Raw genomic sequence first — 18,792 nt, forward strand, 5'->3', positions numbered from 1 at the left:
CTCAGGCGGACTTCTCCTCCGGACCGCCCTCCGACAACCCCCGACGCACGATCGTCGGATTCACGTGGTCCACCACCGTCTCCCCCGTAATGATCACCCGACCCACATCCTCACGCGAAGGCACCTCATACATCACCGACAACAACACCTCCTCGATGATCGCCCGCAACCCACGCGCACCCGTCCCCCGCACGATCGCCTGATCCGCAATCGCCTCCAACGCCCCCTCAGTGAACTCCAACCCCACATCATCCAACTCGAACAACCGCTGATACTGCTTCACCAACGCATTGCGCGGCAACGTCAGAATCCGCACCAGCGCCGCCCGGTCCAGATCATGCACACTCGTGATCACCGGCAACCGACCCACGAACTCCGGAATCATCCCGAACTTCAACAGATCCTCCGGCATCACCTCACCCAGCAGCGCCGACTCCGCCACCTCCGACCGCGGCCGCAACACCGCGTTGAACCCCATCCCCTGCCGACCCGTCCGCGACTCGATCAACTTCTCCAACCCCGCGAACGCCCCACCACAGATGAACAACACATTGGTCGTATCGATCTGGATGAACTCCTGGTGCGGATGCTTGCGCCCCCCCTGCGGCGGCACCGACGCCGTCGTCCCCTCCAGGATCTTCAACAGCGCCTGCTGCACCCCCTCACCCGACACGTCCCGCGTGATCGAGGGGTTCTCGCTCTTACGCGCGACCTTGTCCACCTCGTCGATGTAGATGATCCCCGTCTCGGCCTTCTTCACGTCGTAGTCGGCCGCCTGGATCAACTTCAACAGGATGTTCTCCACATCCTCGCCCACATACCCCGCCTCGGTCAGCGCCGTGGCGTCGGCGATCGCGAACGGCACGTTCAGGATCCGCGCCAGCGTCTGCGCCAACAGCGTCTTGCCCGACCCCGTCGGACCCAGCAGCAAGATGTTGGACTTGGCGATCTCCACACCCTCCTCGCCCGGACGCTCCCCCTCCGACCGCACACGCTTGTAGTGGTTGTACACCGCCACCGACAACGCCTTCTTCGCCGCGTCCTGACCAATCACGTACGAGTCCAGAAACTCGTAGATCTCCCGCGGCTTCGGCAGACTGTCCTCCTGCGCGCTGAGGAGGCCGACGGACTCCTCCTCGGCCATGATCTCGTTGCACAGGTCGATGCACTCGTCACAGATACAGATGTGGCCGGGACCGGCGATGAGCCTGCGCACCGCGCGCTGGTCCTTGCCGCAGAACGAACACGTCAGCAGCGGCCTGTCGTCCGTACCCGTCACTCCCACGATCTCCTCACAGACACCGCCCGGCACCGGGCCCCGATTCCAGATGATGTGATCATCTGGAAGGCACGGTATCCCGTGTCGGCGCGGGCCGCAAAGTCGGCGGGGCAGCCCGTGATCAGCGGCGATCGGCCACGACGAAGGAGGCCGCGGCGTGCGCGGCGCCCCTGCCCAGGGCACTGGCCACGACCCGTCCCCGGTCGACGCGCACCGCGCACTCGGTGGTGTCGTCCACCCGGTCGACGCCCAGGCTCCGGGCGACCCGGCCGCAGGCGTCCAGGACCAGCCGCAGCCGCGGCCAGGCCCACTCGGGGAAGGCCGCCCGCAGCGCCCCGCACGACTCCGCTGCCACGATCCTGGCCAGCGGCATGCGCTCGGCGGGGTCCCCCGTGACCACCGCCGCGGTCACCTCGACACCGGGAGGCGCCGCACGCACCGCCTCCTCCACCGCCTCCAGCCTGTGCAGCCCCAGGACGGCCACCACCCCGTCCCCGGACAGGGCGGCCGGAACGCGACGGACCGCGTCGAAGGCCTCCGGCGGCTCCCACGGCAGGTCGGCGGGCCGGGCCGGGGGAATGTGCCCGAGGTGCGGCGGCGGCCAGACGTCACCGGTGTCCAGATCTGCGAGCCGCTCGCAGGCCCGGACCACGCCGAAGGGGTCGACGAAGCCCGGGGCGGTGTCGGACAGCCGCACGGCCCCGTACAGGAGGGTGAGGACGGCTTCGGCCGTGCGCACCCTGCGGCCGCACCGCCCGCCCTCGACCGCTTCCAGAGCCAGGCCGAGCAGGATCGCGTCGAGCCGCACCAACTGGCCGTAGGCGGTGCGGAGCGGGCCCTCGGCCAGGGCGGCCGCGCCCGACCGCTCCGCCGCGCCGGAGAGCCGTGCACGGGCCAGTGCGCCCAGCACCGCACCGGGTTCGGTACCCCCTCGCGCGGTACCGTCCGGGGCGCTCTCCCCGAATCCGGCCTCGGCGGCGTCGGCGAGGACCGACAGGTACAGGGCCCGCTTGCTCGGGAAGTTGGAGTAGACCGCCCCCCGGGTGAGCGCGGCGCGCTGGGCGATGCGGTCGACCTTGGCGTCGCGGAAGCCCCGCTCGGAGAACTCGTCCCGGGCCGCGGCCAGCACCCTGGAGCGGTTGCGTGCCTGCTGCTGCTCCCTCGTGAGCCGGGCCATCGTCTTTCCCTCCCCCGCACGTGCCCCCATCGTACGGAGACCTGGGATCCGCCCACCCGACGGCGTCGGCCTCAGCGGCGACGGACCACCAGGACCGGGCACGGCGCGTGGTGGAGCACGGCGTGCGCCACACCGCCCAGAGAGAGGCGGGCGAAGCCCCGCGCGCCGCGGGCGCCCACGACGACGAGACGGGCGCCGGATGCCGCCTCCAGCAGTGCGGCCGCGGGCTGGGAGCGGACGACCTCCCGGACCACCTCCACCTCGGGGAAGTCGCAGGTGTGGCGGGCCAGCGCCTCGGCCAGCCTCCTGTGCTGCTCCTCCTCGGCCTCCTCCGCGCGGCGCCCCCGGGAGGCGACGGGGTGCCACGCCCGCACCGCGCGCACCCGGTCACCGTGCCGGGAGGCCGTTTCGAGCGCCGCCAGCACCGCGTCGTCGGCATTGGGTGAGCCGTCCACACCCACCACGACCCCCGAGGCCCCGCGGTCGACCGCCTCTCCGCTGGTGACCAGCACGTCCCCGGGGGCGTGGGCCGCCACCTGGTAGGCCACCGACCCGATCCGCATTCCGAGGAAGCCGCCCCGGCCGCGGTGCCCGACGACGACGAGCCCGAAGTCGCGCGCGTGGCGTAGGAGCTCCTCGGCGGGTGAGCCCGCGACCACGCGCACCCGTGGCTCGAGGCCCGGAGCGACGGACCGCACACGCTCACGGGCCGCCTCGACCGCAGCCAGCGCGTCCTTCTCGTCCAGGTCGGAGGGCCAGCGTGACACCGAGTCGTCCAAGCGCTCCTCGTGCGCGGCCATCAGCGTCAGGTCCGCGTCGCCGCGCAGGGCCTCCTCCGCAGCATGCTCGGCGGCCCGCAGGCCGATCTCGGATCCGTCCACTCCCACCAGTACCGGTCGCACGAGCGCCCCCGTCCCCATAGCCGTCCACTGGCACCACTCTCGCCCACACGCCGCCGGAACACGAGCAGGCGGAGCCCGGAGCGCCGAGCAGGACACGGTCCCTGGCCCGACATTTACCGAAAGTATGACAAACGGCACGTATCGTCGGTTATGGAGTCGTGCCAGCTCCGCCGAGGTGGCGTGTGGGAGGGACCATGTCCGAATCGACCGCACGGGACGAACACTCCGTCGGCCGCGCCCCGGACCTGAGGGACCTGGGCGAGGAACTGCTCCGGATACTGCACACGATGGACTACCACGCCGGAGGCGTCTACCTGAGCGACCCCGAGAGTTCGGCACTGGCGATGTCGGTCCTGACCGGGATCACGCGCGACTTCATGCGCCCCTGGTTCCGCATATCCGCCACGAACAGAGGCCCGGTCACCGAGGCCCTCTACGAGCGGAAGATGGTGTGGCTGCCCAGCGGCGAGGAGATGGCCAAACGCTATCCGCGCCTGGCCATCGTCACTCCCTACGACTACGCCTTCCTCTCCTACCCCCTGCTGGGGGACGGAGGGGAGCTCCACGGCGCCTTCTTCCTGCTGGGCACCTCCTGCCAGCACTTCCCCTCCTCCGCCGAGCGTCGCGCCCTGGCGGAGGTGGCCAAGAGGATGGTCGACCTGCTGCGCCAGGCCCGTGAGGAGGGCCACCCGGTCCTACCGGCGCCGGCCCCCTTCGTGCTGCGCTCCCCGCCCCCGGAGGAGCAGGCGGCGGACTCCCTTGCGGCGGCGGTCGACCGGCTGCCCGAGGGGCTGTGCGCCCTGGACTCCAACGGCCGGGTCGCCATGGCCACGGACCGGGCCCTGGAACTGCTCAGCACCAAGCGCGAGAGGCTGATCGGGTCCCGGCCCTGGTCCGCGCTCCCCTGGCTGGACAACCCCTCCTACGAGGACCGGTACCGGGCGGCCGTCTTCAGCCACAGGTCCGCGGAGTTCGTGGCCCTGCGACCGCCGAACCAGTGGCTCTCCTTCCGCCTCCATCCGGGGCAGGAGGGCGTCAGCGTGCTGATCACCCCCACGGAGGCGGAGTGGGGTTCGGAGGAGCTCCGCCAGGAGGAACGGGGACACGCGCGGGCCGGGGTGCTGTACCACATCCTCCACCTGGCCTCGGCCCTGACCGAGGCCGCGACCGTGAGCGACGTGACCGACCTGGTCGCCGAGGAGATCGTCCCGGGGGTGGGGGCCCACGCACTCGCCCTGTTCGAACACAACCAGGAGCGGCACCGGCTGCGCCTACTCGGCCAGCGCGGGTTCAAACCCGACTTCGTCGCCGTCATCGACGGCGCGCCGACGGAGATCCGGGCGCCGGCCACACGCGCGGCGGTCACCGGCCTGCCGGGCTTCTTCCGGACCAAGAAGGAGTTGCTCTCGGTCTACCCCGACATGCCCTACCTGCCCAACCCCGGGGAGATCGAGGGGTGGGCCTTCGTCCCCCTGGTGGCGTCGGGGCGGCCGATCGGCGTGTGCATGATCGGGTTCCGGCAGCCGCACAACTTCACCGTGCAGGAGCGCACGGTCCTGACCTCCCTGGGCGGCCTGGTCGCCCAGGCCCTGGAACGGGCCCGCCTGTACGACATCAAGCGCGACCTGGCGCGCGGGCTCCAGTCGGGCATGCTCCCGCGCCGCATCCCGGAGGTCCCCGGCCTGTCGATCGCCCAGCGCTACCTGTCCGGGACCGAGGGCATGGACATCGGCGGCGACTTCTACGACCTCATCCCCCTGGGATCGAACCGGGTCGCGGCCGTGATCGGCGACGTCCAGGGGCACAACGTGGGCGCGGCGGCCCTGATGGGGCAGTTGCGGACCGCGGTCCTGGCCTACACCGCGATGCTGGAGGGCAGCCCCGGTGACGTGCTGACCCAGAGCAACCGGCTGCTGTGCATGCTGGAGCCGGAGCTGTTCGCGAGCTGCCTGTTCCTGCGCCTGGACCTGGACACGGGCATGGTGCGCATGGCCCGGGCCGGGCACCCCGAACCGGTGATGGGCGGCCCCGGGGGCGGCCGGGTCCTGGACGCACCCGACGGGCTGCTCCTGGGGATCGAGCCGGACGTGAAGTACCCGGAGATCGAGTTCCCGATGCCCGAGGGCTCGACGCTGGCGCTGTACACCGACGGCCTGATCGAGCGGCCCGGCGTCGACCTGGAGGAGGCCCAGGAGACACTGGCCCACCGGTTGGCGTCGCTGCACGACATGACGGTGGAACAGGTCGCCGACGAGCTGACGTCGGCGGTGAGCTCGGTGCCGCACCGCAGTGACGACATCGCCCTGTTCCTGCTGCGCGCCCAGCCGGGCTGAGCGGCTCCGAGGGGTCCGGTGGCGGGACCGGGGGGGGCGCCGTTCAACCGGCGTTCCCCGGCCGGACATCCTTTTTGTGCACAATGACGGATTCTCCCCTTCCCTGGCGCAGTGAAAGCGCGAAAGCGAGTACCCGCCCGTGTCCCTCACCACCGCCCCCGCCGCGCCCGCGCGGGCCCGGCCCGCAGCCGTCGGCGCACGCGGGCACCGGGCCGACATCGACGGCCTGCGCGCCGTGGCCGTGCTCCTGGTGGCCGCCTACCACGTCTGGTTCGGGCGGGTCTCCGGCGGTGTCGACGTCTTCCTGATGCTGACGGGCTTCTTCATCACGGCCTCCCTCGTGCGCTCGGCCACCGGCGGCGGCCTGCGCTACGGGGCCTTCCTCGCCCGGCTCGCCGCACGCCTGGTGCCGACCGCCGCGATCGTGGTCCTGGCCACGCTGGGCGGCACGTGGCTCCTGCTGAGCGAGATCCGGTGGCGCGACGCCCCCCGCGAGGCGGCAGCGGCCCTGCTCTACCACACGAACTGGCACCTGGCCCTGGACTCGGTCGACTACCTGGCGCGCGACGGGGACGTCAGCCCGTTCCAGCACTTCTGGTCGCTGTCGGTGCAGGGGCAGTTCTACCTGGTGTGGCCCGTGCTGGTCGCGGCCGCCGTGTGGGCGGCCCGCAGGCGCGGGAGCGACCCCAGGCCCCTGCTGGCCGTCGCCCTGTCGGCCGTCTTCACCCTCTCCCTGGCCTACTCGGTCCTGATGACGCGGGCCGACCAGCCGTGGGCCTACTTCGACACCGGGGCCCGGATGTGGGAGCTGGCCCTGGGCGGCCTGCTCGCGCTGGCACTGACCAGGATCGACCTGCCCCGGGGGCCGCGCGTGGCACTGGGCTGGGCCGGGCTGGTGTCACTGGTGCTGTGCGGCGCGCTGCTCCAGGTCTCGTCGGTCTTCCCCGGCTACGCGGCGCTGTGGCCGACCCTGGCCGCCGCGGCCGTCGTCGCGGCGGGCCCCAGAGGTTCGGCGCTGGGCGTCGACCAGCTACTCGCGCTGCGCCCGCTGCGCTACCTGGGTTCGATCTCCTACGCGCTCTACCTGTGGCACTGGCCGCTGCTCGTGTTCTACCTCTCCGTGACCGGCCGCGACCTGGCCACGCCGCTGGGCGGGGCCGCCGTCATCGCGGTATCGGTGGCGCTGGCCGCGGCGACCACGCCGGCGGCCGACCGGCTGGCCGCCCTGGGGCGCGGCGGCGGGCGGCGGGCTGCGCTGAAGGGGACGGCGGTGGCCCTGGCCTGCCTGCTGCCGGTGCTGCTCACGGCCGGGGCCTGGTTCGGGTACCAGAGCACCGAGCGCGACCGGCTGTCGGCCCTGGCCGAGGAGGGAGGCGGCTACCCGGGCGCCGAGGGGGACGGGACCGCAGCGGACCTGCCCGTCTACCCGCCCCTGGCCTGGGCGGCCGAGGACGCCCCGCGCACCTACGACGACGGCTGCAACCAGACCACCGCCGCCGCCGAGGTGATCGTGTGCGAGTACGGCTCCGACGCCCCGGTGCGCACGGTGGCGCTGGTGGGCGGCTCGCACGCGGCACACTGGTTCCCGGCGCTGGAGGACCTCGCCCTGGAGCACGACTGGCGCGTGGTGAACATCGTCAAGGGCGCCTGCCTGTTCACCGACGCCCCGCAGACCTACCGGGGCGAGCCCTACACGGCCTGCGCGGAGTGGAACCGCGGTGTCATGGCCGAACTCGACCGGCTGCGGCCCGACACCGTCTTCACCACGGGCACCACCACGAGCCTGGACACCTCGGCGGGCTACGGCGAGGAGCAGGTGGTGGACGGCTACGTCGAGCGCTGGCGCGAACTCGACGGGATGGGCATCGGCGTGGTGGCCGTGCGCGACACCCCCAGGTTCGGCTTCGACGTCCCCGGGTGCCTGGCCGGGGCCGCGCCGGAGGAGTGCACGTCCGCCCCCGGGGAGTCGATGGCCGAGGTCTCACCGCTGGAGGGGCTGGACCTGCCGGAGAACGTGACGGTGCTGGACCTGACCGACCGGTTCTGCGACACCGACGTGTGCCGCCCGGTGATCGGCAACGTCCTCGTGTACTGGGACAGCAGCCACATCGGGGCGACGTTCATGCGCACCCTGGCCCCGGAGCTGGAGCGGCGCTGGGCGGCGGCCGAGGGCTGGTGAGGGCGGCCGCGTGCCCAGGCGGGTCCGGAGCGCACGGCCACCCGGTCAGCCCAGGTAGGCCTCCAGGGTTCCGGTGAACCGCTGGCCAGGCTGGTAGACCACGCACACGATGTCGCGGTCGCCCGCGTTCCAGCCCTCCTCGGTGGGGGCGAAGTAGGAGATGTACGGGACGGAGTCGGAGTAGGGGATCCCGACGAACTCGGTGAACCCGAGCATGCACCTGTGGTTGGCCTCGGTGTTGACCGCCTCGACCCCGGGATAGGGGTCGGGGTGCAGCGGGTAGACGAGGTAGACCTCCTTGTCGTGGGGCTGGTCGCACGGGACCGTGGGGATCTCCGCGTTCTCCACCACGTCGGCGTCGTCGTAGCAGTCCCCCCTCTCCAGGCCGACGGTGGAGCGCGCGACGACCCCGCCCCCCGAGCCCTCGTAGGGGATGTCGCCGGGGGCTGCGTCCGCCGGTGGGCCGTCCGCGTCGGCGGGGGCCTCGGTCCCGGCCGGAGCCCCGGTCTCGGCGGCCTCCCCGGTGGGAGAGGGGGAGCCCTCCGCCGGAGTGGCGGTGGCGGCAGGTTCGGTGCCGGGGTCCTCGGCGGGCTCCGGGGACGTGCAGGCCGCCAGGAGGAGGGCGGCGCCGACCCGTCCGCTCCGGCACACCCGCCGGGAACGGCTCGGGACGGCGGCAGCCGCCATCGTGTCCGCGCAGCCCGCCACAGGAAAGGATCCCCGCGATGCCCTCAGAGGACGACGGCTGGACCCGGTGGGGCGGCGGCCCTCCGAAGCAGAGCCCCCGGGAAAAGGAAAGCGTGTACGACCGCGAGGCCCGCACGTGCGACCGCTGCCACGCCCGCCTCGACAGCCCCGGCGATGTCACCGAACACCAGAGGAAGGGGGTGCGGGCGGTAGCCCTGCGGCGGGGGTGTCGAGAATCTTGCTGTGGCAGAGGAGAGTGCTGTTCTCCTGGTGGGGAACGGTTGCGGATTCCTTGTCGATCTCCTGTGTCCCGCCGCCACCGGGTTCACATTTATTACAGACACGAGGAGGATGTCATGGCCGCGACTCTCGCCAGAGTGATGGAAGAACTCGACCCGCTGGACACCGACGAGCACCGGGAAGCCGCCCGGGCACTCGTCAGGCATATCCTCAACGGCACCCCGCACGTGCTGCTACGCCTGCCCGGTGGAGAGGAGTACCGACTCGACGGCACGGAACTGCGGGCCCTCCTCGCCGTCGCCTCGGCCCGAGCGGACGGCCAGCGGGTCTCGGTGATCAGCCACGACGTGATGCTCAGTCCGCAGCAGGCCGCTGAGCTGCTGGGGGTGTCCCGGCCGATGGTCTACCGCTTCATCGAGCGCGGTGACCTGGACGCGACGCGCGTGGGTACCCACTGGCGCCTCGTGGCGGCTGACGTGCTCGCCCTGGCGGATCGGCGCTCCCGTCTCACCAGCGAGGTGGACGCCGGACTCCAGCGGGTCACCGAGGTCATGGCCTCCCGGGACGATGAGGTCTCCGGCCTGGACGCGAAGGAGAGTTGGCGCTCGGCCGGCGAGGGGCGGCGTGAAGCGTCCCTGGAGCGGGTGCGGTGCAGGGCGAAGGGGCAGAGGAAATGAACGGGTCCCGAGCCCCTGCTCGGCGTTGCACTGGACGCCAATGAGCCTTTTTCATCCTGAAGGTGCAGGTCACAGCCCCGTACCGGTCTCCCCGCACCTCTTCTGAACATCAAGAAGCCCCTGGTAGGTGGGTTAACAACCACGAAAACCTGCCACACCAAGGGCTCTGCATGCTGTTCTACCGCTCCGCGCTGCCGTTGTCACGCCGCACTCTCAACCTGGCCGCCCGCACCATCCGCTCCCACCGCGCCCGCACCGGTTCTCGATGGCGGCGCCTGGACCCGGCCGCCCAGGCTCTGCTCGTCCCGGTCCACCTGCACAAGGGCGAACCGTTCGCCCAGGTCGCGGCCGGCTTCGGTGTCGGCACCACGACCGCCTGGCGCTACGTGCGCGAGACCACGGACCTGCTCGCCGCCCAGGCGCCCACCCTGGAACAGGGGCTGCGCCGCGCCCGCCGCAAGGGCTGGGCGTACGTGACCGTGGACGGCACCCTCATCGCCTGCGACCGCCTCGCGGCCGACCGCCCGTTCTACTCCGGCAAGCACAAACAGCACGGCATGAACATCCAGGTGGTGTCCGCCCCCGATGGCGAGCCGCTGTGGACGTCGTGGTCGCTGCCCGGGGCGGTGCACGACACCAGGGCCGCCCGGGTGTGGAAGATCGCCGAGCGCATCGAGGCCGCCGGGCTGATCGGGCTGGGCGACAAGGGCTATGTCGGGCTCTCCGACGTGGTGTTCTGCCCGTTCAAGGGGCGGGGCAAGCCGCAGTGGAAGAAGGACGCCAACTCCGCCCACGCCAGGCTCCGCTCGCCGGGCGAGCGCGCGATCGCCCAGCTCAAGCAGTGGGACATCCTGCGCCGCCTACGCTGCTGCCCGCAACGCGCCGGGAAGATCACCCGCGCTGTTCTGGTCCTTCAGCTCCGAGAAGCAGGATGAAAAGGGTTCAAGGTGGGCGCGAAGGGACTCGAACCCCTGACCTATTGCTTGTAAGGCAATTGCTCTAACCAACTGAGCTACGCGCCCGTATCGCGAGTGATCATACCGTCTCGCGGTGGTCCGTGCTCACGGGTTTTCGGTCAGCGAACGCAGTCCGCGCAGGTACTCGCCCGTGTCGCGGGGCTCGGAGACCGGGGTGGCGACCGTCCAGCGCACGCGGCCCCGCGCGTCGATGAGGAAGGTGCCCCTGCGGGCGGTGCCGCGCCGGTCGTCGAACACGCCGTAGGCGTCGGCGACGGCGCCGTGCGGCCAGAAGTCCGACAGCAGCGCGAACGGGAACGACTCGCGGTCGGACCAAGTGCGCAGGGCGAAGACCGAGTCCACGGACACGGCCAGGACGGTGGCCCCGAGGCCGGTGAACTCGGTGTGGCGCGCGCTGAGGTCGGCGAGTTCGCCGGAGCACACTCCGGAAAAGGCCAGCGGGTAGAAGACCAGCAGGACGGGGCGGCCCCGCAGCTCCGACAGGGTGGTGTCCTGCCCGTACTGGTCGCTCAGCGTGAAGTCGGGCGCCGTCGCGCCCTCGGTGGTACCGGTCATGGTCGATCCATATCAGGGCGTGGGGCCTTCTCGGCACCCTCCGGTCGGCGGGCGCTCCACAGGGCCGCGCGTCCTCGCCAGGGACGCGCGGCACCGGGTGCCTCACCCCGTCGGGGCGGGTCCCCTTACCGCTTGGGAACGACCAGGCGTGTGCCCGACCACTCCGTTCCGACGCTCACGGCGCTGGTCTGCGACAGACCGGAGGTGTTGGCCGCCTCGGCGACGTCGTTGGGGGACACGTGCAGTTCACGCCCGGCCTTCGGGGTCAGCACCAGGATGGTGCCGCCGTCGGCGATCAGCGTGACCGTGTCCATCAACGCGTCGGTGAGGTCGCCCTCCTCGTCGGACCGCCACCACAGCAGCGCCGCGTCGACGTCGCCGTCGAAGTCCTCGTCGACCAGTGCCTCTCCGGTCACCTCGGCGATGGACGCACGCAGTGCCTCGTCGACATCGTCGTCGAAGCCGAATTCCTGCACCACCTGACCCGGCTTGAATCCGAGTCGGTCAGCCAAGCCGCGTTCGCTCTGTGCCTGGCCCGCGGTCGCGCTCACGAAAGTTCTCCTCCACAGATGGGTTTTCTCAATCTTGCCTGCACGAAGCAGTTGTCACAACGATGCCGGGCTGTTCTCGCCGGCCGTGCGGTTCCGCGGCCATCGCTGATGGCCTAGTCCACACGCTAGCGGTATCTCCCGTCAACGCACCGCCCACTCCCGGTCACCTTTGGTCCGTCACCGCTGTCATCCCCCAAGGAAGGACAACCGGACCCGGCGGTCGGGGTTGTCCACGTTGAGGTCGACGACGGCGATGGACTGCCAGGTGCCGAGTTCGAGCCGGCCCGACAGGACCGGCACGGTGGTCTGGGGGGCGACGAACGCGGGCATGACGTGCGATCGCCCGTGTCCCCGGGACCCGTGTTTGTGCCGCCATCGGTCGTCGGCGGGCAGCAGGTCGTCGAGGGAGGCGAGCAGGTCGTCGTCGGACCCGGCCCCGAGCTCGATGATCGCCACACCGGCGGTCGCGTGGGGGACGAAGACGTTCAACAGTCCGTCGCCGTCCCCGGCGACGAAGTCCGCGCACGCGCCCGTGATGTCGGTGATGCTCTCCGCTCCTCCGGTGTGCAGCTCAAGGGTCTGTGTCCGCATAGCGCCACCTTCGCGCAGCCGGGGCGCTCGTGCAACCACCTCGTTCGGTCCGTGGATGGCGATATGCCCGCTGGCGGGCCATACTCGTCGGCGACGGATGAGAATCTGGGAGAAAAGAGGGGGAAACGGTGACTGTGGCCTTACGTGTGGGACCCCTGCTGCGGCACGTTGGACCGACCACCGCGACCGTGTGGGTGGAGACCGACGCCCCTTGCCTGGTCCGGGTCCGTGCCGGGGGCCGGACGGCTGCCGAGAGCCAGACCTTCACCGTGCACGGCCACCACTACGCCGTGTGCGAACTCACCGGGCTGGCTCCGGGCTCGGCCCTGCCCTACGAGGTGCTGCTGGACGGGGCCGTGGCCTGGCCGGAGCCGGACGCGGGGCTGCCGCCGAGCACCGTGCGCACGCTGGCCCCGGAGGCGCCCACGCGTCTGCTGTACGGGTCGTGCCGCACCCCCACGAACGACTCCCCCGAGGGGGTGGTCCGCTACGGCCCCGACCTGCTCCGCGCCACGGGCCGGAGGCTGGCCGCGGAGGGGGTCGGGGAGGGGGTCAACACCGTCCTGCTGCTGATCGGCGACCAGGTGTACGCCGACGAGATCCAGCGGCCCATGCGCGACTTCCTGCGCCGGTCCCGGGAGCCCGGCGACGACGCGCCCGAGGGCGAGGTGGTCCGCTACGGGGAGTACGCCGAGCTGTACCGGCAGGCCTGGAGCGACCCCTGGGTGCGGTGGCTGCTGTCCACGGTGCCCACCGTGATGATCTTCGACGACCACGACGTGCGCGACGACTGGAACACGTCCGCGGCCTGGCGCGAGGGGATGGAGGCGCTGCCCTGGTGGCCCGCCCGGATCACCGGCGCGCTGGGGGCCTACTGGGTGTACCAGCACCTGGGCAACCTGTCCCCCGGAGAGCGCGAGCGGGACCCGGTGTGGGCGTCGGTCCGCGGTGAGGACGACGCGGGCGCCGTCCTGGACGCGTTCGCCCGGCGCGCCCACGAGGAGCCCTCCTCCTACCGCTGGAGCCACCGCCACGACGTGGGCCCGGTCCGCGTTCTGGTGGCCGACACCCGCTGCGGCCGTGCGCTGGGCGAGGGCGGCTCCGGTGAGCGCTCCATCCTCGGGGCGCAGGGGCACGACTGGCTGGACGCGCACCTGGGAGGCGGCCACGAGCACGTGGTCCTGGCCTCGACCGTGCCCGTGCTGCTGCCGCACGCGGTGCAGCACCTGGAGGCGTGGAACGAGGCGGTGTGCGCGGGTGCGTGGGGGCGGCGCGCCCGCGGTCCGGCCGAGAAGCTGCGCCAGGCCATGGACATGGAGCACTGGGGGGCCTTCCAGTACTCCTTCTGGCGGCTGGCCGACGGGGTGCGCGCGCTGTGCCGGGGCGAGCGCGGCGAGGCCCCGGCCACGGTGCTGTTCCTCAGCGGCGACGTGCACTTCTCCTACGCCGCCAGGGTCGACGGCGGCGACGCGGCCGGTGGGACGCGCGTGGCCCAGTTGGTGTCCTCGCCGCTGTGCAACCGGCTGCCCGCACCGATGCGGCGGCTCACGCGGCTGTCGACGGCCTGGCCGTTCCGCGTGGCGGGCCGGGCCATGGCCTGGGCGGCGCGGGTGCCGGGTTCCTGGCCGCGCTGGCGTGTGGAGGGCCCGCCGTACTACGGCAACACCATGGGCGAGGTGCGCTTCGACGGGGCACGGGCCGAGGCCCTGTGGTACGACTGCCCGGACCCGGGGGCCGAGCCCTGTCCCCGGGTCCAGCGGCGTATGCGCGTGTGAGCGCCGGGGCGCTCAGTTCTTGTGGGAGCGGGGGCGCCGGGTCGAGCGCCCGGACCGGGTACCGCGACGCACGGCCAGGCCCAGGGCACCGCCCCGGCGCATGATCTGGCGGGTCGCCCTGTGCACGGTGGAGACGCGCACCACGTGTCTGGTGCCCGTTCCCGGTGTGTCGGTGCCCTTGCCGCCGGGCTCCGGAGCGTCTCCGGGGCCGTCGTCCGGGGCCGGGGCCCGCTCGCTGTCCTTCGGGGCGTCCGCCCCCTCGGAGGCGGCGTCGGCGCCCTGGCGCTCGCGGGCGGCCTCCTCGCGCCGTGCGCGCCACTCCCGCCAGTCCCGGGCGAGGGGGGTGGCGATCGGCCAGGTGACCCGGGCCGGGCGGGACAGGGCGTGCCACAGGTAGGCGGTGGTGCCCCAGGCCTCCATCGCCCGGCGCGCGCGGGTGATGGTGAAGAACGTGGGCAGTGCCATCAGCAACTGCGGCCAGGCCAGTGCCAGGGCGGCCAGCATCGGGTAGGCGCCGCCGCCGAGGATCGAGGCCGTGGCGCCGAAGACGACGGCGACGAGTGCCAGGCAGATCCGCAGCGTCGTGAACTGCCGGAAGCGGTGCAGGGAGCGGCGTGCGGAGGCCTGCGGCCCCAGGCCCTCGGGCAGCGGTGTGGGCTGGACGAGTGTGGACAGCAGCAGCGTGCCCATGCCCACGGACGCGGCCAGGAGGATCGTCCAGCCCGCGGCGGAGAGGGATCCGCCGACCAGAAGGAGGACCAGGCCCAGGACCGGGAGGGGCACGGGTAGCCAGAACAGGACCCTTCTGCGTACCTCGCCCTCCTGCGTGGGCTGGAGGACGAGATCGGCCACGGCCGCCGCCGCGGATCGGGCCCTGGTGACCGCGGAACGGCCCCTCTTGCGCTCGAACACAGACTTGACCCCCAAGAACGTCGTGCGAGGGCGTCGCGGGGACCCTCGGGCGCAAGCGCGTCCTCGTCGGCGGTCCCGTCGGCGTTCCGCCCGTCCCAAAACTATCTGCCTGTTTGTGGCCTCACGCCACATACGGACAGTTACAGACGTACCCGAACCAGGTGAAACATCCATAAGACAGGAGATACGGCAAACAACAATCAGGTTACGGGAATCGCCCTATTCCCTGGAAACTGCGGCCAGCCGCCCCAGAGCCACCGCGATCCGCAACACGAACGACCCGCGCCCGTCAGAGGGCGCGTGCCCGGTCAGCTCAGCGATCCGGCTGAGCCGGTAACGGACCGTGTTGGGGTGGACGAACAGCATGCGCGCCGTCGCCTCCAGCGACGAGGCGTGCTCCAGGTACACCGACAGCGTGTCCAGGAGCGGCGAGCCCGCACCGTTCAGGGGCAGGTACACCCGCTCCACCAGGCTGCGGCGCGCGTCCCCGTCCCCCTGGAGGGCGCGCTCGGGCCACAGGGCGTCGGCGAGCACCGGGCGCGGGGCGTCGGGCCAGGCCGCCGCCGCCCGCAGCCCGCTGATGGCCGCCCTGGCCGACGCCCCGGCGGCCCGCAGTTCGGGGACGGCCGGGCCGACGACCACCGGTCCTGGACCGAACAGTGCGGCCAGCGGCTCGGCCGCCGCCACGGGCAGCTCCTCCTCCTGGTAGCGGCCGCCGACGCCGAGCACCACGACCACGCGGTTCCCCTGGCGGCCCGCCAGAACGTCGTAGCCCATGCGCCGGGCGGCGGCGCGCAGGTCGTCGAGGACCTTCGTGCCGGTCTCCTCCGGGGCCTGGCCCGCCAGGGCGATGACCGGCGTGTGCGACCAGCCCAGCGCCGAGCCCCAGGTGTCGAGCCCGTCCTCGCTGTCGCCGTGCAGGAGGGCGTCGACGATCAGGGCCTCCAGCCGCGCGTCCCACGCGCCCCGGGCCTCGGCGGCGCGGGCGTAGATCTTCGCCGTGCTGAAGGCGACCTCGCGCGTGTACCGCAGGACCGCCTCGCGCAACTGCTGTTCGCCGCCGGGCGCGGCCAGGGAGCCGACCTGGGCCTCGACCACCTCGATGACCACGCGGATCATGTCGACCGTCTGCTGCAGCGACACCGAGCGCGTCAGCTCCCGCGGAGCGGTCCCGAAGACCTCGACCGTGATGGCGGGCCGGCCGCTCCCGGAGCTGCGGAACCAGTCGACGAAGGCCGCCACGCCGGACTGGGCGACCAGGCCGATCCACGACCGGTCCTCGGCCGACATGCGACGGAACCAGCCGAGCCGCTCCTCCATCCGCGTGACGGCGGCCGTGCCGAGCGCCCCCATGGAGCGCTCCAGGCGGCGGGCGGTGTCGGCGCGCACGCGGTCCCGGTCGTCCGCTGCGCCGGGTACGTCCTGGTGTTGGCTGTTCACACCTCTAGCGTGGCATCCCCGCCCCACTTCCCGGACCGGCGCACCCCGCGAAACCGCACGCCGCACGCCCCGCCACCGGTGCCCGCGCCGGGACGGGGCTATCGTCGGACGTGACGCTTTCCACTGGTTCCGAGCCCGGGGACACGCCCGTACAGGCGTTTTGTGGAGTACCTACAAACGCCTTCCCGGAACTTCGTGTCCCTCGCCATCGGACCGGCGATCCTCTACACGGCAAGGTTGATGACGTGCTTGTTATCGTTGCTCCCGGCCAAGGCGCCCAGCTTCCCGGCTTCCTCTCCCCCTGGCTCGAACTGCCCGGACTCTCCGAGCAGTTCGCCGCCTGGTCCGAGGTGGCCGGGCTCGACCTGGTCCGCTACGGCACCGAGGCCGGGGCGGAGGAGATCCGCGACACGGCCGTCGCCCAGCCGCTGCTGGTCGGCGCGGGCATAGCCGCGGCCTCCGCCGTTCTCGACCTCCTGTCCTCCCCCGCCCTTCCCGCGAGGGACTCCCTCGTGGACGCGGTCGCCGGACACAGCGTGGGCGAGTTCACCGCCGCCGCGGTCGCCGGGGTGCTCTCACCGGAGGAGGCCCTGTCCCTGGTCGCCGAGCGCGGCCGCGGGATGGCCGACGCGGCCGCCCGCACCGAGACCGGCATGACCGCGGTGCTGGGAGGCGTTCGCGAGGACGTGCTCCAGGCCGTCGAGGAGGCCGGGCTCACCGCCGCCAACGACAACGGGGCGGGGCAGATCGTGGCCGCCGGAACCACCGAGCGGCTCGCCGCGTTCGCCGAGAACCCGCCGCCGCGCGTCCGGCTGCGGCCCCTGCCCGTGGCGGGCGCGTTCCACACCGAGCACATGGCCCCGGCCGTGGAGCGGGTCCGTGCCGCCGCAAACGCGCTGTCCCCGCAGAGCCCCTCCACCCGCCTGCTCTCCAACGCGGACGGGGCGGTCGTGGCCGACGGAGCGGAGTACGTGCGGCGCCTGGTGGCGCAGATCTCCTCACCGGTCCGCTGGAACGCCTGCACCCAGACCCTCGCCGACCTCGGCGTGACCGCCCTGATCGAACTGGTGCCGGCCGGCACGCTCACGGGCCTGGCCAAGCGCGCGCTGCGAGGTGTCGAACTGCTCGCGGTGAAGACGCCGGACGACGTCGACCGCGCCGCGGCCCTCATCAAGGAACACGCCGGCACCTCCGCTCCCTCGAGCACCGGCCAGGAAGGTTGACCATGTTCAGCACCCCGAGCGCTCCCCTGGGCGCGTCGGTCACCGCCTTCGGCGAGTACCAGCCGCCGAAGGTCGTGACCAACGCCGACCTCGAGGCCAGGGTCGACACCAGCGACGAGTGGATCCAGAGCCGCGTCGGCATCAGGGAGCGCCGCATCGCCGGCCCCGAGGACACCGTCGAGAGCATGGCCGTGGCCGCCGGAGGCAAGGCGCTGGCCGCCGGAGGCCTGTCCCCCGAGGACATCGACCTGGTGATCGTCGCCACCTGCACGGTGACCGACCAGATCCCCAACGCCGCGGCGACCGTCGCCGCCCGGCTGGGGATCCACGCTCCCGGTGCCTTCGACCTCAACGCCGCCTGCGCGGGCTTCTGCTACGCGCTGGCCGCCGCCTCGGACGCGGTCCGCGGCGGCAGCGCGCGCAACGTCCTGGTCATCGGCTCCGAGAAGCTCAGCGACTGGATGGACTGGGACGACCGCTCCACGTGCGTGATCTTCGCCGACGGTGCCGGGGCCGCGGTGGTCTCCGCCACCGAGGAGCACCGGATCGGCCCGGTGGTCTGGGGCTCCTCCGGCGACCGCGCCGACAAGATCTACCTGCGCGAGCACAAGTACCTCCACCAGGAGGGCCAGGCGGTCTTCCGCTGGACCACCACGGAGCTGTACGGGGTCGCCCTGAAGGCCATGGAGAGGGCCGGTGTGGAGCCCTCGGAGCTGACGGCCTTCGTCCCCCACCAGGCGAACCTGCGGATCGTGGAGGCCATCGCACGCAAGCTGGGCGCGCCCCAGGCACGCGTGGCCCGCGATATCGTCACCGCTGGAAACACCTCTTCAGCGTCCATCCCTCTCGCCCTGGGGCGCATGGTCGGACGCGGAGAGCTGCCCTCGGGGAGCACCGTCCTCACTTTGGGCTTCGGTGCGGGGCTGGCCTACGCCGCCCAGGTGATCCGCCTTCCCTGATCCGTACAGTCCCTCGCGGCAGTGCCGCACGAGACACCCCGGGCACGGGGGGCTCCCCGAGCCGGAACACTAAGCAAGGAGAGAACACACATGGCCCACAGCGAGCAGGAGATCCTGGACGGACTCGCCGAGATCATCGAGGAGATCGTCGGTACCGAGCCCTCCGAGGTCACCCCGGAGAAGAGCTTCGTCGACGACCTGGACATCGACTCGCTGTCCATGGTGGAGATCGCCGTCTCCGCCCAGGACAAGTTCGGTGTGGAGATCCCCGACGACCAGCTCAAGGACCTCAAGACGGTCCAGGACGTCGTCACCTTCATCCAGAAGTAGCGTCG

Annotated in this window: 17 protein-coding genes and 1 tRNA gene; 8 read left to right on the forward strand and 10 right to left on the reverse strand. The window is 72.1% G+C overall.

The genetic code is table 11. From position 1 onward, the window contains the following. Position 1: 1 nt before the first annotated feature. The 3 genes from clpX to B042_RS0110505 all read right to left on the reverse strand — a co-directional run bounded on the left by clpX (position 2) and on the right by B042_RS0110505 (position 3,376). Positions 2–1,279, reverse strand: a complete 1,278-nt coding sequence (gene clpX, locus B042_RS0110495; RefSeq protein ID WP_036554649.1) for an ATP-dependent Clp protease ATP-binding subunit ClpX — start codon at positions 1,277–1,279, stop codon at positions 2–4. 121 nt (positions 1,280–1,400) lie between these two features. Beyond that, on the reverse strand, positions 1,401–2,456 hold the full coding sequence (locus B042_RS0110500) for a TetR/AcrR family transcriptional regulator (RefSeq protein WP_028648247.1): 1,056 nt from the start codon (positions 2,454–2,456) through the stop codon (positions 1,401–1,403). 71 nt (positions 2,457–2,527) lie between these two features. Further along, positions 2,528–3,376 carry a universal stress protein gene (locus B042_RS0110505; protein ID WP_028648248.1) on the reverse strand — a complete coding sequence of 283 codons (849 nt, stop codon included), beginning with the start codon at positions 3,374–3,376 and terminating at the stop codon, positions 2,528–2,530. A gap of 176 nt (positions 3,377–3,552) precedes the next feature. On the opposite strand from B042_RS0110505, the gene B042_RS0110510 reads away from it, so the two are divergent. Together B042_RS0110510 and B042_RS0110515 are read left to right on the forward strand one after the other, a co-directional pair. Further along, positions 3,553–5,691, forward strand: coding sequence for a SpoIIE family protein phosphatase (locus tag B042_RS0110510; RefSeq protein WP_028648249.1), 2,139 nt, complete (start codon positions 3,553–3,555; stop codon positions 5,689–5,691). A 139-nt stretch (positions 5,692–5,830) separates the two neighbouring features. Continuing rightward, positions 5,831–7,870 (forward strand): acyltransferase family protein, encoded by a 2,040-nt coding sequence (locus tag B042_RS0110515; RefSeq protein WP_028648250.1) that lies wholly within the window; start codon positions 5,831–5,833, stop codon positions 7,868–7,870. A gap of 45 nt (positions 7,871–7,915) precedes the next feature. On the opposite strand, the gene B042_RS22790 is transcribed toward B042_RS0110515, so the two are convergent. Continuing rightward, positions 7,916–8,578 carry a septum formation family protein gene (locus B042_RS22790; RefSeq protein ID WP_036554651.1) on the reverse strand — a complete coding sequence of 221 codons (663 nt, stop codon included), beginning with the start codon at positions 8,576–8,578 and terminating at the stop codon, positions 7,916–7,918. 335 nt (positions 8,579–8,913) lie between these two features. On the opposite strand from B042_RS22790, the gene B042_RS25655 reads away from it, so the two are divergent. Further along, positions 8,914–9,474, forward strand: coding sequence for a helix-turn-helix domain-containing protein (locus tag B042_RS25655; RefSeq protein ID WP_155989011.1), 561 nt, complete (start codon positions 8,914–8,916; stop codon positions 9,472–9,474). A 170-nt stretch (positions 9,475–9,644) separates the two neighbouring features. Then, positions 9,645–10,409, forward strand: a complete 765-nt coding sequence (locus B042_RS0110530) for an IS5/IS1182 family transposase (RefSeq protein WP_028648251.1) — start codon at positions 9,645–9,647, stop codon at positions 10,407–10,409. Positions 10,410–10,422: 13 nt separating this feature from the next. On the opposite strand, the gene B042_RS0110535 is transcribed toward B042_RS0110530, so the two are convergent. The 4 genes from B042_RS0110535 to B042_RS0110550 all read right to left on the reverse strand — a co-directional run bounded on the left by B042_RS0110535 (position 10,423) and on the right by B042_RS0110550 (position 12,148). Next, positions 10,423–10,496, reverse strand: a tRNA-Val gene (locus tag B042_RS0110535). A gap of 39 nt (positions 10,497–10,535) precedes the next feature. Beyond that, a complete protein-coding gene (locus tag B042_RS0110540; RefSeq protein WP_028648252.1) occupies positions 10,536–11,006 on the reverse strand; it encodes a peroxiredoxin in 471 nt (156 codons plus the stop codon). Between the two features lie 125 nt (positions 11,007–11,131). Next, positions 11,132–11,557 carry a DUF3052 domain-containing protein gene (locus B042_RS0110545; protein ID WP_028648253.1) on the reverse strand — a complete coding sequence of 142 codons (426 nt, stop codon included), beginning with the start codon at positions 11,555–11,557 and terminating at the stop codon, positions 11,132–11,134. A 186-nt stretch (positions 11,558–11,743) separates the two neighbouring features. Beyond that, a complete protein-coding gene (locus tag B042_RS0110550; RefSeq protein ID WP_028648254.1) occupies positions 11,744–12,148 on the reverse strand; it encodes a YjbQ family protein in 405 nt (134 codons plus the stop codon). A gap of 128 nt (positions 12,149–12,276) precedes the next feature. Here B042_RS0110550 and B042_RS0110555 point away from each other — a divergent pair, with 128 nt between their 5' ends. Further along, the gene (locus B042_RS0110555) at positions 12,277–13,923 is read left to right on the forward strand and encodes an alkaline phosphatase D family protein (RefSeq protein ID WP_028648255.1); all 1,647 of its coding nucleotides are present in this window, start codon (positions 12,277–12,279) and stop codon (positions 13,921–13,923) included. Between the two features lie 12 nt (positions 13,924–13,935). Here the strand turns inward: B042_RS0110555 and B042_RS0110560 are convergent, their stop codons facing one another. Next, the gene (locus B042_RS0110560) at positions 13,936–14,775 is read right to left on the reverse strand and encodes a hypothetical protein (RefSeq protein WP_028648256.1); all 840 of its coding nucleotides are present in this window, start codon (positions 14,773–14,775) and stop codon (positions 13,936–13,938) included. Between the two features lie 279 nt (positions 14,776–15,054). Then, the gene (locus tag B042_RS22800) at positions 15,055–16,275 is read right to left on the reverse strand and encodes a CdaR family transcriptional regulator (protein WP_036554655.1); all 1,221 of its coding nucleotides are present in this window, start codon (positions 16,273–16,275) and stop codon (positions 15,055–15,057) included. A gap of 245 nt (positions 16,276–16,520) precedes the next feature. Between B042_RS22800 and B042_RS0110570 the strand changes: the two genes are divergently transcribed. The 3 genes from B042_RS0110570 (at position 16,521) to B042_RS0110580 (ending at position 18,787) form a co-directional block, all read left to right on the forward strand. Further along, positions 16,521–17,498, forward strand: coding sequence for an ACP S-malonyltransferase (locus B042_RS0110570; RefSeq protein ID WP_028648257.1), 978 nt, complete (start codon positions 16,521–16,523; stop codon positions 17,496–17,498). Positions 17,499–17,500: 2 nt separating this feature from the next. Beyond that, positions 17,501–18,457, forward strand: a complete 957-nt coding sequence (locus B042_RS0110575) for a beta-ketoacyl-ACP synthase III (RefSeq protein WP_028648258.1) — start codon at positions 17,501–17,503, stop codon at positions 18,455–18,457. A gap of 90 nt (positions 18,458–18,547) precedes the next feature. Continuing rightward, a complete protein-coding gene (locus B042_RS0110580; protein ID WP_028648259.1) occupies positions 18,548–18,787 on the forward strand; it encodes an acyl carrier protein in 240 nt (79 codons plus the stop codon). Positions 18,788–18,792: the final 5 nt, after the last annotated feature.

It is taken from the genome of Nocardiopsis sp. CNT312, from assembly GCF_000515115.1.
Taxonomy (GTDB): domain Bacteria; phylum Actinomycetota; class Actinomycetes; order Streptosporangiales; family Streptosporangiaceae; genus Nocardiopsis.

What these genes read in the sequence shown, in the direction of transcription:
- B042_RS0110500 (WP_028648247.1), bottom strand. Translation starts at nt 2,456, where the DNA reads ATGGCCCGGCTCACGAGGGAGCAGCAGCAGGCACGCAACCGCTCCAGG.
- B042_RS0110505 (WP_028648248.1), bottom strand. Translation starts at nt 3,376, where the DNA reads ATGGGGACGGGGGCGCTCGTGCGACCGGTACTGGTGGGAGTGGACGGA.
- B042_RS0110510 (WP_028648249.1), top strand. Translation starts at nt 3,553, where the DNA reads ATGTCCGAATCGACCGCACGGGACGAACACTCCGTCGGCCGCGCCCCG.
- B042_RS25655 (WP_155989011.1), top strand. Translation starts at nt 8,914, where the DNA reads ATGGCCGCGACTCTCGCCAGAGTGATGGAAGAACTCGACCCGCTGGAC.
- B042_RS0110530 (WP_028648251.1), top strand. Translation starts at nt 9,645, where the DNA reads ATGCTGTTCTACCGCTCCGCGCTGCCGTTGTCACGCCGCACTCTCAAC.
- B042_RS0110540 (WP_028648252.1), bottom strand. Translation starts at nt 11,006, where the DNA reads ATGACCGGTACCACCGAGGGCGCGACGGCGCCCGACTTCACGCTGAGC.
- B042_RS0110550 (WP_028648254.1), bottom strand. Translation starts at nt 12,148, where the DNA reads ATGCGGACACAGACCCTTGAGCTGCACACCGGAGGAGCGGAGAGCATC.
- B042_RS0110575 (WP_028648258.1), top strand. Translation starts at nt 17,501, where the DNA reads ATGTTCAGCACCCCGAGCGCTCCCCTGGGCGCGTCGGTCACCGCCTTC.
- B042_RS0110580 (WP_028648259.1), top strand. Translation starts at nt 18,548, where the DNA reads ATGGCCCACAGCGAGCAGGAGATCCTGGACGGACTCGCCGAGATCATC.